This window comes from Vibrio sp. GJ43-1 (assembly GCF_055808835.1).
Genome location: NZ_CM147884.1, coordinates 1,884,291 through 1,897,957, shown reverse-complemented (window position 1 = coordinate 1,897,957; position 13,667 = coordinate 1,884,291). Strand labels below are relative to the sequence as shown.

General features: G+C 42.5%; 9 protein-coding genes and 2 pseudogenes. 6 read left to right on the top strand and 5 right to left on the bottom strand.

Features of this window, described 5'->3' with window-relative positions:
• Positions 1-125 precede the first annotated feature (125 nt).
• The 5 genes and pseudogenes from phaC to AC0L66_RS09175 all read right to left on the bottom strand — a co-directional run bounded on the left by phaC (position 126) and on the right by AC0L66_RS09175 (position 6,648).
• Positions 126-1,952, bottom strand: coding sequence for a class I poly(R)-hydroxyalkanoic acid synthase (gene phaC / locus AC0L66_RS09195; RefSeq protein WP_473567023.1), 1,827 nt, complete (start codon positions 1,950-1,952; stop codon positions 126-128).
• A gap of 83 nt (positions 1,953-2,035) precedes the next feature.
• On the bottom strand, positions 2,036-2,383 hold the full coding sequence (locus AC0L66_RS09190) for a phasin family protein (protein WP_473567022.1): 348 nt from the start codon (positions 2,381-2,383) through the stop codon (positions 2,036-2,038).
• Positions 2,384-2,463: 80 nt separating this feature from the next.
• A pseudogene (locus AC0L66_RS09185) lies at positions 2,464-3,670 on the bottom strand (acetyl-CoA C-acetyltransferase).
• Between the two features lie 15 nt (positions 3,671-3,685).
• The gene (locus AC0L66_RS09180) at positions 3,686-4,426 is read right to left on the bottom strand and encodes an SDR family oxidoreductase (protein ID WP_265672904.1); all 741 of its coding nucleotides are present in this window, start codon (positions 4,424-4,426) and stop codon (positions 3,686-3,688) included.
• A 635-nt stretch (positions 4,427-5,061) separates the two neighbouring features.
• The gene (locus AC0L66_RS09175) at positions 5,062-6,648 is read right to left on the bottom strand and encodes a methyl-accepting chemotaxis protein (RefSeq protein WP_473567021.1); all 1,587 of its coding nucleotides are present in this window, start codon (positions 6,646-6,648) and stop codon (positions 5,062-5,064) included.
• Between the two features lie 503 nt (positions 6,649-7,151).
• On the opposite strand from AC0L66_RS09175, the gene AC0L66_RS09170 reads away from it, so the two are divergent.
• From AC0L66_RS09170 to cdd, 6 genes and pseudogenes are all read left to right on the top strand, one after another.
• The gene (locus AC0L66_RS09170) at positions 7,152-9,197 is read left to right on the top strand and encodes a hybrid sensor histidine kinase/response regulator (RefSeq protein WP_473567020.1); all 2,046 of its coding nucleotides are present in this window, start codon (positions 7,152-7,154) and stop codon (positions 9,195-9,197) included.
• Entirely contained in the window at positions 9,184-9,399 is a 216-nt protein-coding gene (locus AC0L66_RS09165) for a response regulator (protein WP_473567018.1), read from the top strand. Before AC0L66_RS09170 ends, AC0L66_RS09165 begins: the two co-directional genes overlap by 14 nt.
• 452 nt (positions 9,400-9,851) lie before the next feature.
• Positions 9,852-11,276 carry an exodeoxyribonuclease I gene (sbcB, locus tag AC0L66_RS09160; protein ID WP_473567017.1) on the top strand — a complete coding sequence of 475 codons (1,425 nt, stop codon included), beginning with the start codon at positions 9,852-9,854 and terminating at the stop codon, positions 11,274-11,276.
• Positions 11,277-11,419: 143 nt separating this feature from the next.
• A complete protein-coding gene (locus AC0L66_RS09155; RefSeq protein WP_428750758.1) occupies positions 11,420-11,785 on the top strand; it encodes a CidA/LrgA family protein in 366 nt (121 codons plus the stop codon).
• Positions 11,785-12,468: pseudogene (locus AC0L66_RS09150) on the top strand (CidB/LrgB family autolysis modulator). The gene AC0L66_RS09155 and the pseudogene AC0L66_RS09150 overlap by 1 nt, the downstream one beginning before the upstream one ends.
• Before the next feature lie 186 nt (positions 12,469-12,654).
• Positions 12,655-13,542, top strand: coding sequence for a cytidine deaminase (gene cdd, locus AC0L66_RS09145; protein ID WP_473567016.1), 888 nt, complete (start codon positions 12,655-12,657; stop codon positions 13,540-13,542).
• Positions 13,543-13,667: the final 125 nt, after the last annotated feature.

Here is a 13,667-nt window from a genome sequence, read left to right as displayed (position 1 = left end):
AGTAGTAGTAGTAGCAGTGTAGAAGCCATATTTGGACTTCTACACTCACTTCATTTACCTTGCTTGTTTTGAAAACTCTTCATTTCATTTTTTGAGGCAATAGGTACCAACGCTTGAGTTCCGCTTCATGTGCTTTCTGAAACTTCAACTCTTGAATGATTGTCATCCGAGTTTGGTATTGAGCTTTCAACGGGTAGCGTTTGCAGCACATATTGACCCGGCGCATCACACAGCACTGGAAACGCGTCATTACCTACAGGATAAGGGGCTACCTTTTCATCCGCATTAAATTGGCTTAACCATTGATCCCAATGAATCCACCAAGACCCTTTTTGATGCTCTGCGTTGTTCATCCAATCATCGGCAGATTCTTCTAGCGTAGAGTTAGTCCAAAAACCGTACTTCTCCTTTGCTGGGTGGTTAACGATGCCAGCAATATGACCAGACTCGCCCAGAACAAAGGTCTTGTTTCCACCTACCTGTAATGCACCTCGATAGGTCCCCTGCCACAAAGCAATATGATCTTCTTTAGTAGAGACGAAATAACTTGGAATACGGATTTTATTCAAATCAATCCACACGCCTCCCACCTTGACGCCTTTATTCTGGACTAATTGGTTTTCTAAATATAATTTCCGTAGCAAGAAATTATGTGTTGCTGCCGCTACGTTGGTGCTGTCACTGTTCCAATACAGTAAATCAAAATCAACCGGGCTGTTTCCCTTTAGATAGTTGTCTATATAGTAGTTCCAATACAAACTGTTCTCGCGTAACAAGCTAAAGGTCACACTTAAAGAACGACCATCCATATAACCCTGTTCATTATTCTGTGCCTCGATAGCACTAACGATAGTGTCATTGATGTACGCGCCCACCTCACCAGGTTGTTCAAAATCTAAAAGCGTCGTGAAAAATGACGCCGACGCTATGCGTTTTTTCATTCGTTTTGCCGCATAATACGCAACAGTTGACGCTAGCACAGTGCCGCCAATGCAATAACCCGCAGCATTCACTTGCTCTTGCCCTGTGATCGCCTCAATGGCTGACACGGCTTTTACAACGCCTTCAGTAACATAGTCACCAAATTCTGTTGTTGCTTGCTCTGCGCCAGGGTTACGCCACGACATCATAAAAACAGGATGACCTTGTTCTAAGAGCCACTTCACCATCGAATTTTTTTCTCGAAGATCGAGGATGTAGTATTTGTTAATAAAAGGCGGAACAATGAGTAGCGGCGTCGAATTAACCGCTTCAGTTAACGGGCGATACTGAATCAACTCAAAGAGCTCGTTCTTAAAAACGACATCACCCTTTGTATTGGCTACGTGCTTACCAATATCAAACGACTTCGTATTGGTCATTCTGATCTTAAGCACATCAGCACTGGCTTCCATATCTTCTTGAAGTTGCTGCATGCCCGCGAGTAAATTCTCTCCGTTTTGCTCCAAGGTTAACTGAAGTAACTCAGGATTAGTCGCGATGAAGTTACTTGGAGACAACGCGTTCAAGGTTTGTCTAGAAAAGAAAGCCAACCTTTCTTTCGCTTTCTCATCGACACCTTCAACAGCATTTATGGTCTCAAGGTAAGTTTGGCTAAACAGTACGTAAGACTGCTTGATTACGCTATAGAAGGCTTCATCTTTCCATGCTGCGTCTTCAAAACGACGGTCACCTTTCTCCACCGATACTACATCTGTTTTATCATTATGAAGGGCAGCACGCTGCCAAATTTCTAACTGTTGCATCCACCATTTCATTTGAACATCTAGCATCGCTGCAGGCTGCTTAGATGCTTTATCCATGAATTCTGCTGAATCCTCTATATTGAGTTCTTGCATCGCTTTTGAAAGCGGATTATTAACGGCTGCCTTGCCCTGCTCGAAATCTTTCCACCATCGCTGGTTACTTTCCTGCAATGTCACAAGGTAGTCCGAAAAGAAGTTTTGAAACATAATTCAAACCCTTTTCTAAAAATTAAAAAAGGGGCACGAGATACGATGTACCCCGAAACCCCTAACATATACTTACTGCCAGATTAAGCTGGCGTATTAGTTTTCATTGTCTCGGTAGTCAATGTTTCAATATCGTCTTTAAATTCTTTAGCAACCTGTTGAAGTTTGTTGCTGTCATCCATCATTTGTTGAGACAAGCGAGTAAGTGACGTCACTTGCTGAGTATTAAATACCGTCAAAGAAGAAATATCTTTTACTTCCGCGACCGCTTTCATTTGAGACAAACCTAATTCACTATAAGTTTTCATGGCATTAAGTTGCAACTCAGTCAGTGTTTCCACATTCTTTGTCATTAACTTGCTAAATTTCGCATATGGTTCCAATGTTTTTTCTGACTGTTCATTGATTAATTTAAAAATATCCGTGTACATAGTCGTTCTCCTAAAAAATATAAGTTAAGCATTTAATTAATAACGTCATAAAACTATATGTTGGTAATATATAAACTAGGTTAACAGCGTTTTAGAATAACTGCTGTACCCATGCCACCACCCACACATAATGTCGCTGCCCCATAAGTGTGAAGTTCGCGTATCATTTCATGAATTAATGTGACTACAATACGATTTCCTGAAGCACCTAGCGGATGCCCAAGGGCAATCGCGCCACCGTTTGGGTTGGATTTTTCAATAATGGATTCAGACGATACTGAACACTCATCAGCCAAACGTCTAATCACGCCTAACGCTTGGGCTGCAAATGCTTCATTAAACTCAAACGTATCAACATCTGTTACAGAAAGCTCCGCTTTCTCTAACGCTTTTTGTACCGCCTTTACTGGTCCTAACCCCATAACTTTAGGATCTAGACCTGTTTGCGCCGTTGAAACTATTTCACAAAGAGGGGTTAATCCTAAGCGCTCAACGGCATCTTCAGAAGCGATGACGACTGCGCTTGCTCCATCATTAATGCCTGAAGCATTGCTTGACCGTCACCGTGCCTTCTTTGTCAAACGCAGGTCTTAATTTACCCAACCCTACTAGCGTTGCATCAGATTTAGGATACTCATCAGTAGTAAACTGAGCAGGTTGGCGCTTAATCTTAATATCGACTGGTACGATTTCATCACTGAATCTTCCTGCTTCAATCGCGGCAACCGCCTTCATTTGACTTTCCAGTGCATAGGCATCTTGGTCTTCACGAGAAATGTTGACTTCACGAGCGACATTTTCAGCCGTCACTCCCATGTGATAGCCATTAAACACGTCCGTTAAACCATCAGAAACAAGGAGATCTTTCGCTGACATGTCTCCCATTTTATTGCCGGAACGAACGTTGGCTGGCAAAGCAAAAGGAATCTGCGACATGACTTCAACGCCCGCAGCAACGACGACATCAGCTTCCCCCGCTCTAATATGCGAGACGGAGTCCATAATTGATTTCATCCCGCTGCCACACACCATATTGATAGAATATGCGGGAACATAGTCAGGGATATTCGCAAAAATTGCAGCCTGTCGTCCTACACCCATTCCTTGGTTGGCGCTAATCACATTTCCAACAATGACTTCATCAATGTCTGTTTCATTAACAGCGCAAGATGCAAGCGCCCCTTTTATGGCTTGCGCGGCTAAGTCACCTGCCGAGCAATTTTTCAAACTACCACCAAAACTGCCAATTGGTGTGCGTTTCGCTGCGACGATGTATACTTTTTTCATTATCGGTGTTCTCCCTTATGCCATGTACAAGCCGCCATTGACTGACAGTGTTTCACCAGTAATGTATGCAGCTTCATCACTTGCTAAATACGCAACAGCTGCCGCTATTTCTTCAGGCTTAGCGAGTCGTTTGAGTGGGATAGTACTTTTAATGGAATCAAGTACGTCTTCACGCATCGCCTCTACCATTGGCGTTCCAGTGTAACCCGGAGCAATGACATTGACGGTCACACCTGAGCGAGCACCTTCTGCTGCTAACGCTTTGGTAAAACCAATCATGCCTGCTTTTGCGGCAGAATAGTTAGCTTGACCGAACTGACCTTTTTGACCGTTTACTGAGGATATATTGATGACACGTCCGCCACCCTTTTCGCACATTGCAGCAAATAGAGGCTGGGTCACATTGAAGACGCTATTTAAATTGGTGTTAATCACGTCAAACCACGCCTCAGCAGACATTTTTTTGAATTGTCCGTCTCGAGTAATGCCAGCATTATTAACCACTAAATCAAATGTGCCTTCCTCTTCTTGAATTTCTTCAAGCTTTTTTTGACATTCATTTGTATTGGTTACATCCAGTTCAAATAAACGTACTTGATCATCGGTAAATCCCTTAGATTCGAACCATTCCTTAGCACACTCATAATTCCCTGTATAATATGTAGCGATCAACCGATAATCGTTTTCTACCAGACGGGAGGATATTGCTGAACCTATACCACCCTTTGACCCAGTAATTAACGCAAGCTTTTTCATTCCTGACTCCATTCCTAACAACCAACTAATAATTTACCTAACCTAATAGCTACCTAAACTTAAGTTCCTCTATAATTCAGGATGCCATTTATATTTATCGTTTAATTTACATTGCAAACATTACAGTTTTTCTAATCAAATTAATGTTAATAAAAACTTAATATATATACAGCAATTAATTGTGGTCGATAGACAATTAGTGGCTAGCCATCACACATCAGAATGAAATTGACAAGTCTCATATTTTCAATTTAAATCACAAAATCACACACCTACTAAGCCATTGATAAGAATAAACATTTACCCATGTGTTATTACGTCGCACTTAAAGTGTTATTTTCATGTCAGAAATAGCACATCTGACAGTAACGGTTTCAATTATTACATCTATTAGATCTAACAATGTAAGTATGTGAATAATATGAGAATTACGACTAAGCATTTTATTTGGTTTACGAAAGGATGCACTCTGTTACATTCTTTAATTTTTCTGCACTGTTTTAGGGAGATGTTTTGCCGTGCAATAGAGCATTCGTAAATACGATCAAAGTCACATAACCCATAAGGGGTATGCGACTCTATTCTAACCTCGTATTTTTAAATGCGTCTTGTAAGCGCTAATTTGGACGAATTGATCAGACCTTAAACTGACCCACCGCTCTATCAAGATTTTCACATCTTGCCTCAAGAGTGATGCATGCGTGCTCTGCCTGTTTGATAATATCGGACATTTTATGGCTGTCCGACGCTATTTTTTGAATACTGCCATTTAACTCTTCACTGACCGCGGTTTGTTCCGTTGCCGCAGTAGCAATGTGCGCATTCATTTCATTAATAATGGTAATTGAATGAGTAATTTCAGCCAGCGAGGTTGAAGCTGTTTGCACTAAGCTGATGGTTTCGTTACTGGTAGCACGACTGGATTCCATCGCTTGTACCATAACCGATGCCCCTTGCTGTAAGCGCTCGATCATGGTTTGAATATCACCCGTACTTTCTTGAGTCTTACTCGCTAGAGAGCGAACTTCATCCGCAACGACAGCAAAGCCCCGTCCTTGCTCACCGGCTCTAGCTGCCTCAATAGCGGCATTCAGGGCAAGTAAGTTGGTTTGCTCTGCTATTCCGCGTATCACATCCAGTACAGAAGCGATATTCGTCACGTCACTGGTTAATCTATGGACACTTTCCTCAGAGGTAATCAGCTCTTGCGCCAAGCCTTCTATTGAAGATACCGTAAGACCAATCCCCTCATTAGCGTGACGAGCTTCATCGGCACTTCGGTCCGTCGCCTGAGCCGCTTCATGTGCATTTTGACTAACGTTGTCGCTCGTCGCTCTCATTTCATTAATGGCCGTAGCAACCATTTCGCTTTCTTGCTGTTGGGACAAGGAAGCATGAGTAATTTGTCCCGCTAACTGGATCAACACCGACGTGTGCTCTCTCACTTCCGACGTTGAGTCAACGACTTCAGAAACGGTGCCCTGAATCCGTTCAACAAACTGGTTGAATGATTCGGCTAAATGACCGATTTCATCCGTTGATTCAACCTGCACTCTCTGAGTCAAATCACCATCGCCAGAAGCGATTTCTGCCATCGACTTTTCAAGTACGATCACCGGAGCAACAATCAGTTTCGATACAAAGGCTGCAACTGTCAGTGCAAGTAATATCGCAATAACCGTACCCACTTCAATGGCGATTTCAGCTTCTTTGACTGCCTGATCACTATCTAATCGTGCTTGCTCTTGCAATCGCTCAATCTCGTCAAGAATCACCTTTAAGTTACTGCGTATATCCACAAAGAGACCAGTGATCATTTTTTCGTTCTGAGTAAACGTCTGATACGCATTACTCGGAGAAGCAAACAGCTTTTCATACTCATTAACAAACACTTTAGTATCAGAGATCAACTGTTTTAAATACGGGTAAAAACGGCGATCTAATACACCAGAGTCAATCAACTCTTGCACCTTACTTACACGTGGTACGGCATTATAAGCGTTATCTTCAAATTCAAAACGCTGCTTTTCTACCTCTTGGGGATCAGCTGTTGCAATAATAAACGCATAACCTGCTGTCGATACTTGGTAGAAATCTCGGTACGCATCTTCCAGAGAATTCATCACTGGTTGTATTTCATCGTTGAGACGGTCATTAATCGCCGCCTGCTTGCTAAAAAGCAGCGCGTTGTAGATCACCAAACCACCAAATATTATTGCCATCAACATAATCCGAGTATCATTACCTTGATTCTGAGGCTTAAATTATTAAACCACATTGTGTATATCTCCAATATATAAACTAACATCCGTACTGTATCGACATGCTACGGCTTTGCTTAACGCCAAATGTATCTTTATCGACATAGTTCTCAATATCCTTGTTTTATTGGTACTTTTTCCTACGCAAATCCCAATATTCTATAAAATACTCACAAAATGTTCGCGTAACGCCAGACTCTTTTCCATGATTGTGACATTTTTGTTACTCTTAACAGACGGTACATGAACTCACCGTTTCGGTACGACCAAAAGGACCTGGATCTCATGTGGATGGCTAACCATTATCACGCTCATAACATTCGTAAAACATTGATTGCAGGGTCTGCCATCGTTTTATTCTTCCTTACCCTGTTTTTTATACAGAATACAAAGTTGAGCAGGCAAAAAGTCAGTTAACAACGCTAAAGTCCGACATCCTTACTGCTTCAAATGGCATGTTATTGATGAGACGTCATGAAAAGGATTTTATCGCGCGAGTTGATCCTGAATATATTGAAAAAATGCAAACGAGCTATAACGCGATGATTGGGCAACTCGGTGACGTCAATGTCAAAATCATTCAATCTGGCATTGAGACGGATTATTCAAATCAATATGCGTTGGCGTATATTGACGACTATGTGCAGTCCTTTTTCTCGCTGGCTGACTTAGTTGTCATGATTCATGGGAATGAACACCAGAACGGGCTCATTGATAATTTAAGAGAGCAGTCGTTAAAGTTTGGCCATGAATTAATCAAGGCCAATAACACAACATTAGACTACACAGCGTTGACAATGCAGGACCTGATGTATCAGTTTTTCTCTGATTTTGACATTGAGACCCTACCTCGGCTTGAACGCATTCTCAAACAAATGGAAAGCGACATTTCTAAACAGCCTCAATCCTTTGCACTATTTAGGGCCTTTTTAGAGTTCAAGTTTGCCTTCTATGCCCTGCAGTCTGCGTATGAAGAATTTGGTTATACACACAATGAAGGCCGCCACGGCGCTCTTAGGGCAACAGTTCATCAATTAGAAACTAAGCTCAATGCTTTGTTCGATGTACTCCCCAATCAAATTGCCAATAAGATTTCGATTTACGACAATTACAGAATGTTCGCCACTATCGCGCTAATCGTCGCGATTATCCTGACCTTGCTGTATGTCATTCGACAAACTTCAATATTGGAAACTGAACTCATCACCGCCAGAGAGCATGAAAGGCAAGCGAATAGAGCAAAAAGCGCATTTTTGGCCAACATGTCCCATGAGATAAGAACCCCACTCAATGGTATATTGGGCATGACCGAAATTTTGTCTGACTCAAAGCTGAGTGCGCTTCAAAAAGACTATTTGTCGACCATTAGCTCCTCTTCCCAAACCTTGCTTATGCTCATCAATGATATATTAGATCTCTCCAAAATAGAGTCTGGCCATCTAGAGATTTGCCCACATACCTGTGCTATTAAAGAAGTATTCTTTGATACAGCGGCACTCATCGCCCCTAAAGCTCAGCAGAAAGGGATTGAGTTGGCGATGGAGATTGATTCTACTCTGCCCAATTATGTTAAAGCCGATGAACAAAAAGTCAGGCAAGTATTAATGAACCTTGCCTCCAATGCCATCAAATTTACTGAAGCTGGCACAATCACATTTATCGCCTCACTTGTTAAACAACAGGCAAACTCCGTAACGGTGTTTCTAGCGGTAAAAGATACTGGGATTGGCATTGACACGAATAAACAAGCGCACATTTTTGAAGAATTTCAACAAGAGGATACTTCCACATCTCAACAATACGGAGGAACCGGACTTGGTTTGGCCATCTCATCTAAAATGATCACTATGATGGGTGGCGAAATTGCGCTCAACTCACTTAAAGGACGAGGCAGTGAATTCTCATTTATCTTATCGTTTGACACAGATGACCAACAATTAACCCAACAAACGGAAACAACGGTTGTCTATGTATCAATGAAAGAAAAGCCACTTTTAATTGAAGAGTTGAATCGTTACGGCTTCCCATCACAACAAATAACGCCTGATTCTCTGTCATCCATAGCCATTTCTAAGCAGACAGTGATCATTATTGACGATGCTGACACCTACCACCAGTACGAAAAGATAATTGCTCAGCATCGTGTCATCTTCTTAAAAGACAACCAAACGCACGACCACTACCATGACTTCGCGGTATCGGCGTTTATTACTTATCCGCTTTTAGGGGCAAGGCTAAGTAATACAATTAAATCTGTATTAGAGCAAGAAGCTACTTCCGAGCCTATAACAAGCAAAACTACAACTAACATTAGTTCTGGTTCTAAGATTCTGATTGTTGAAGACAATAAGGTAAACCAACAAATTGTGACGATCAATTTAAACAAACTGGGTATCAGTTACCTGCTTGCTAATGATGGACAAGAAGCACTGACTATTTATCAACAACAGCACCAGCACATAGGACTGATTCTCATGGACTGTATGATGCCTAGTAATGGATGGTTTTGACGCCACAGAAGCTATTCGAGCCTATGAGCGATCACATAATCTTGCCAAAAAACATATTATCGCGCTCACCGCTTCGGTTCTTGATGACGATATACAAAAGTGCTTTGACTGTGGCATGGATGACTACCTGCCCAAACCATTCAAGCGTGACGTACTAATTGAAAAACTCGACAAGCAAGTTAACATCTTAGCGCACACCTAAAGACAATTTTTTGTTTTTCCTTTGTTGAATAGCGGCATGGTTAACGAAAGGTCATAGGCATACCCTATGACCTTTCCTACCTTTAGTGACCATAAATGTGCGTTAGCATAAACATCGCCGCGAGTTATATGCTGTATAGCAAAACGACCATGAACTGGCAACGCAATAGAAACTGCTCAACATTCGAGCAAATAAACATTCGTCACCATCGAATCTTCGTTTTTGCCTTAGATATAAACGGTGATCTCGTTTGCCATGAACATAGCTCAGTGGTCTAATAGATATTATCTCTGTACCAAACTGCTAGAGAGCGCAAACCGTGAGTAAGACTCCATCGCACTGACACTCATCGTCAACAGATTGGAGAATACCCAACCACCACTCAGATTGGATGCGTGAACTTCAGTTATGACCTCCATCAGCCACTCTCTGATAGGAACTAAGGAAAGACCATGTCCCAGCAACAAGAACCCAGTTATTTCTTTTTTGATTATGAAACTTGGGGAATCAGCCCAGCAAACGATCGGCCCTGTCAATTTGCTGGTGTTAGAACAGATATGGATTTCAATATTATTGGCGAACCCCTCGTCATCTACTGCCAACCGCCCTCTGACTACTTACCCTCTCCGGAAGCGGCTCTAATTACGGGCATCACCCCGCAGTTGTGTATAGAAAAAGGGCTGCCAGAGCCAGAATTTATTGCAAAAATACACCATGAATTAGCGACACCTAACACCACTAACTTAGGCTACAACAGTATACGATTTGACGATGAAGTGACACGCTATACGTGTTACCGAAACTTTATCGACCCTTATGCTTGGAGTTGGAAAAATGGTAACTCTCGTTGGGATTTATTGGACTTAATGCGTACCTGCCATGCTTTACGTCCAGATGGGATTAAGTGGCCAGAGAACGACGATGGTTTTACCAGCTTCAAGCTTGAGCACTTATCCGTTGCAAATGGTATTGAACATAGCAATGCGCATGACGCAATGGCCGATGTTATCGCCACGATTGAATTGGCAAAAATCGTTAAGAATGCACAACCCAAACTCTTTGATTACTTTTATTCGATGCGGAATAAGCGTAAATTAAATGAACTCGTCGACATCGTAAACATGACGCCCCTTATGCATGTGTCGGGTATGCTCGGAAGAGAATGTCAATATACCAGTTGGGTAGTGCCGATTGCTTGGCATCCGACCAATCAAAATGCCGTCATCGTTGCAGACCTTGCGAAAGACCCTCAACCTATTTTGGATTTATCGGTTGAAGAGTTACATGATCGACTCTACACCAAGCGCGAAAACTTAGCGCCGAATGAACTCCCCGTGCCACTGAAGCTCATTCATTTAAACAAGTGTCCTATTTTAGCGCCAGCCAAAACACTTACGGCTGAAAACGCTGAAGTGATAGGGATAGACCGTCAGCAATGCCTTACGAATCTCGCACTTCTTAAGCAGCACCCTGAAATTCGTGAAAAACTTATCGGGCTATACAACATCGAACGTGAGTTTGATAACAACAACGATGTAGACACCCAACTCTATAGTGCTTTCTTCTCACCGTCTGACCGCGCGGCAATGGATATCATTCTAGAAACCGAACCAAATAATTTGGCCGCGCTAGACATTTCTTTTAGTGACTCAAGAATTGAGCCGTTACTGTTCAGATACCGTGCTCGCCACTATCCTTGGACACTCGACGAACATGAACAGTTGAAGTGGGCAAACCATTGTAGAGAGCGATTTGAAAACAAAATTGAAAACTACATGCTTGATCTTGAAAATCTGGTACTCAATAACGAATCTGATGAACAAAAAATGACCGTATTAAAATCCGTCTACCGCTATGTTGAAAAGCTAGTCTCGTAGAATTTACCCCGACCGTCACGTATGGATGGCTTTTCATAAGGCATCCATACGTGCTTTATCTGTGACTGAATGTCATTCAATCGCTAACTTTACTGATAACTAGTACTGACCTTTCACTAGTTCCAAACCAAAATGAGGGTGCCATGATCAAAACTGCGCTTCATTATATAGTGTCATTCACTGTGATTTTTGCTGCACTGTTTGCGGGAAATACCATTCAAACCCTGCTCGATGTATCTATCCCAGGTAGTGTCTTTGGTATGCTATTACTGTTTTTATTAATGGCGGCCGGGGTTATTCCAGTCAAAGTCGTACAGCCTGGTGCCCATGCATTTATTCGCTATATGATTTTGCTTTTTGTGCCCGTCAGTGTTGGATTAATGAACCACTTCGACACGTTGATTAACAACGCTCTGCCTATATTGGCCAGCGCGATTGGTGGCACGATGATCGTCCTCATTGGACTCTCTGTCTTCCTTGACCGTTTTCTAAAGAAGGGGAATAAATAATGTGGATTTTTGCGACCATTATTGTGTTTTTTTTCGCTCGCTTTATCGCCCAGAGAGTGAAGAACCCTTTGTTCAACCCACTACTCATTAGCATCGCCATTTTGATTCCAGTACTGGTCATTTTTAACGTCCCTTTTGACACCTATTATCAAGACAACGAATGGATAAGTTTCCTCTTGCAGTAAGCGGTTGTCGCGCTTGCTTATCCACTCTATGAACAAATACCTCAAATTCGAGCCAATTGGCGTATTATTCTTTTAGCCTGCAGCGTTGGTAGTATCGGGTCAATGTTCACCGCCTCATTAATCGCAGTATGGTTAGGCGCCGACATGACATTAGTTGCAAGCCTGCTGGGTAAATCTGTCACCACCCCAATAGCAATGGAAGTGTCCAGCCATTTAGGTGGGGAACCTGCCATTGCCGCTATCCTCGTCTTACTCGTTGGGCTGTTTGGTGCCATCTTAGCTTACCCACTCTATCAATTACTCGGTGTGACTCACCCAATTGCTAAAGGGTTAACAATGGGCACGGTCTCTCACGCACTGGGAACAGCCACGTGCGCAGAGAAAGATTCAAAAGATGCCGCATTCAGCTCGCTCGCGTTGGTCATTTGCGGTGTCATTACCTCAGTGTTAGCGCCTTCATTTTTCGCATTTTCGCTTTGGCTAGGACAAATAATGTGACACCCTCGGATTTACGTGACATTCCTTGCTCGGTTCGTAAACCCCAAACCTAAAATGGTGTGATATCACTCTAATTGTGAAATGTTAACCTACGTTACATCAAATAGAGTGATCAACATCACTCTATTTGTCTGCTAAGTTACATAGAATGAATAAAAACACATTAGCCAAATTAGAGGTACAAGCATGACGGATCGTTTCGATTCAATGTTAGCCGAAGCACCAGAAGCTATTAGCCGATACCTAAAACCTATCGTCACTCATAAAAACTTCGACGCGACATTAACGCCAGCACAGTTTGATGAATTGTTGTCTGTGTCTGGGCTCGCCGATAACGAATTACGCGTAGCATTATTACCTTTCGCTGCGGCGTATTCATATGCACCAATATCCGACTTTTATGTTGGCGCAATCGTGAGAGGCTTGTCAGGCAAACTCTACTTTGGCGCAAACATGGAATTTCTTGGCGCTCAGCTTGGTCAAACGGTTCATGCGGAGCAATCTGCAATTAGTCATGCATGGATGAAAGGGGAAACTGGCGTTAAAGACATTACCATTAACTTCAGTCCTTGCGGTCACTGTCGTCAATTTATGAACGAGCTTACCACCGCTCAAGATCTTGTTATCCAATTGCCTGAACGTGACGCAAAGACATTACAGGAATACCTACCTGAATCGTTTGGCCCTAAAGATCTTGGGATCACCGAAGGATTGATGACTCCAGTGACACACAGCAATACCATTAATGATGTCGGTTCCTTAATGGAAAAAGCAGTGTCCGCACTCAATCGTAGTCATGCCCCATATACCAAGAACCTCAGCGGTGTTTCGATAGAGCTTAACGATGGCCGTACTTTTCAAGGTGCTTATGCGGAGAATGCCGCTTTCAACCCTAGCCTGCCGCCTCTGCAAGTCGCACTTGGACAACTGTTATTGGCAGGTCAATCGCTCGATAACATCAAATCTGCGGCATTGGTAGAGCTGGCTACCGGAAAGATTAGCCACCTTGCCGACACTCAAGCCACATTGGAAGCGATTAACCCTGATATTCAGGTTGAATACGCGTCTATTTAGTGCGTACCTATCGTCAAATAAACATTCAATAATTCTGTCACTGCTTATCTTGGTGTGTCCATAGGCTTAGCCGCGGCCACACCTCTTTCCCTACGAAAAAATCCACCATACATTAACTAAATAAT

What these genes read in the sequence shown, in the direction of transcription:
- phaC (WP_473567023.1), bottom strand. Translation starts at nt 1,952, where the DNA reads ATGTTTCAAAACTTCTTTTCGGACTACCTTGTGACATTGCAGGAAAGT.
- AC0L66_RS09190 (WP_473567022.1), bottom strand. Translation starts at nt 2,383, where the DNA reads ATGTACACGGATATTTTTAAATTAATCAATGAACAGTCAGAAAAAACA.
- AC0L66_RS09180 (WP_265672904.1), bottom strand. Translation starts at nt 4,426, where the DNA reads ATGAAAAAGCTTGCGTTAATTACTGGGTCAAAGGGTGGTATAGGTTCA.
- AC0L66_RS09175 (WP_473567021.1), bottom strand. Translation starts at nt 6,648, where the DNA reads ATGGCAATAATATTTGGTGGTTTGGTGATCTACAACGCGCTGCTTTTT.
- AC0L66_RS09170 (WP_473567020.1), top strand. Translation starts at nt 7,152, where the DNA reads ATGAGACGTCATGAAAAGGATTTTATCGCGCGAGTTGATCCTGAATAT.
- AC0L66_RS09165 (WP_473567018.1), top strand. Translation starts at nt 9,184, where the DNA reads ATGGATGGTTTTGACGCCACAGAAGCTATTCGAGCCTATGAGCGATCA.
- sbcB (WP_473567017.1), top strand. Translation starts at nt 9,852, where the DNA reads ATGTCCCAGCAACAAGAACCCAGTTATTTCTTTTTTGATTATGAAACT.
- AC0L66_RS09155 (WP_428750758.1), top strand. Translation starts at nt 11,420, where the DNA reads ATGATCAAAACTGCGCTTCATTATATAGTGTCATTCACTGTGATTTTT.
- cdd (WP_473567016.1), top strand. Translation starts at nt 12,655, where the DNA reads ATGACGGATCGTTTCGATTCAATGTTAGCCGAAGCACCAGAAGCTATT.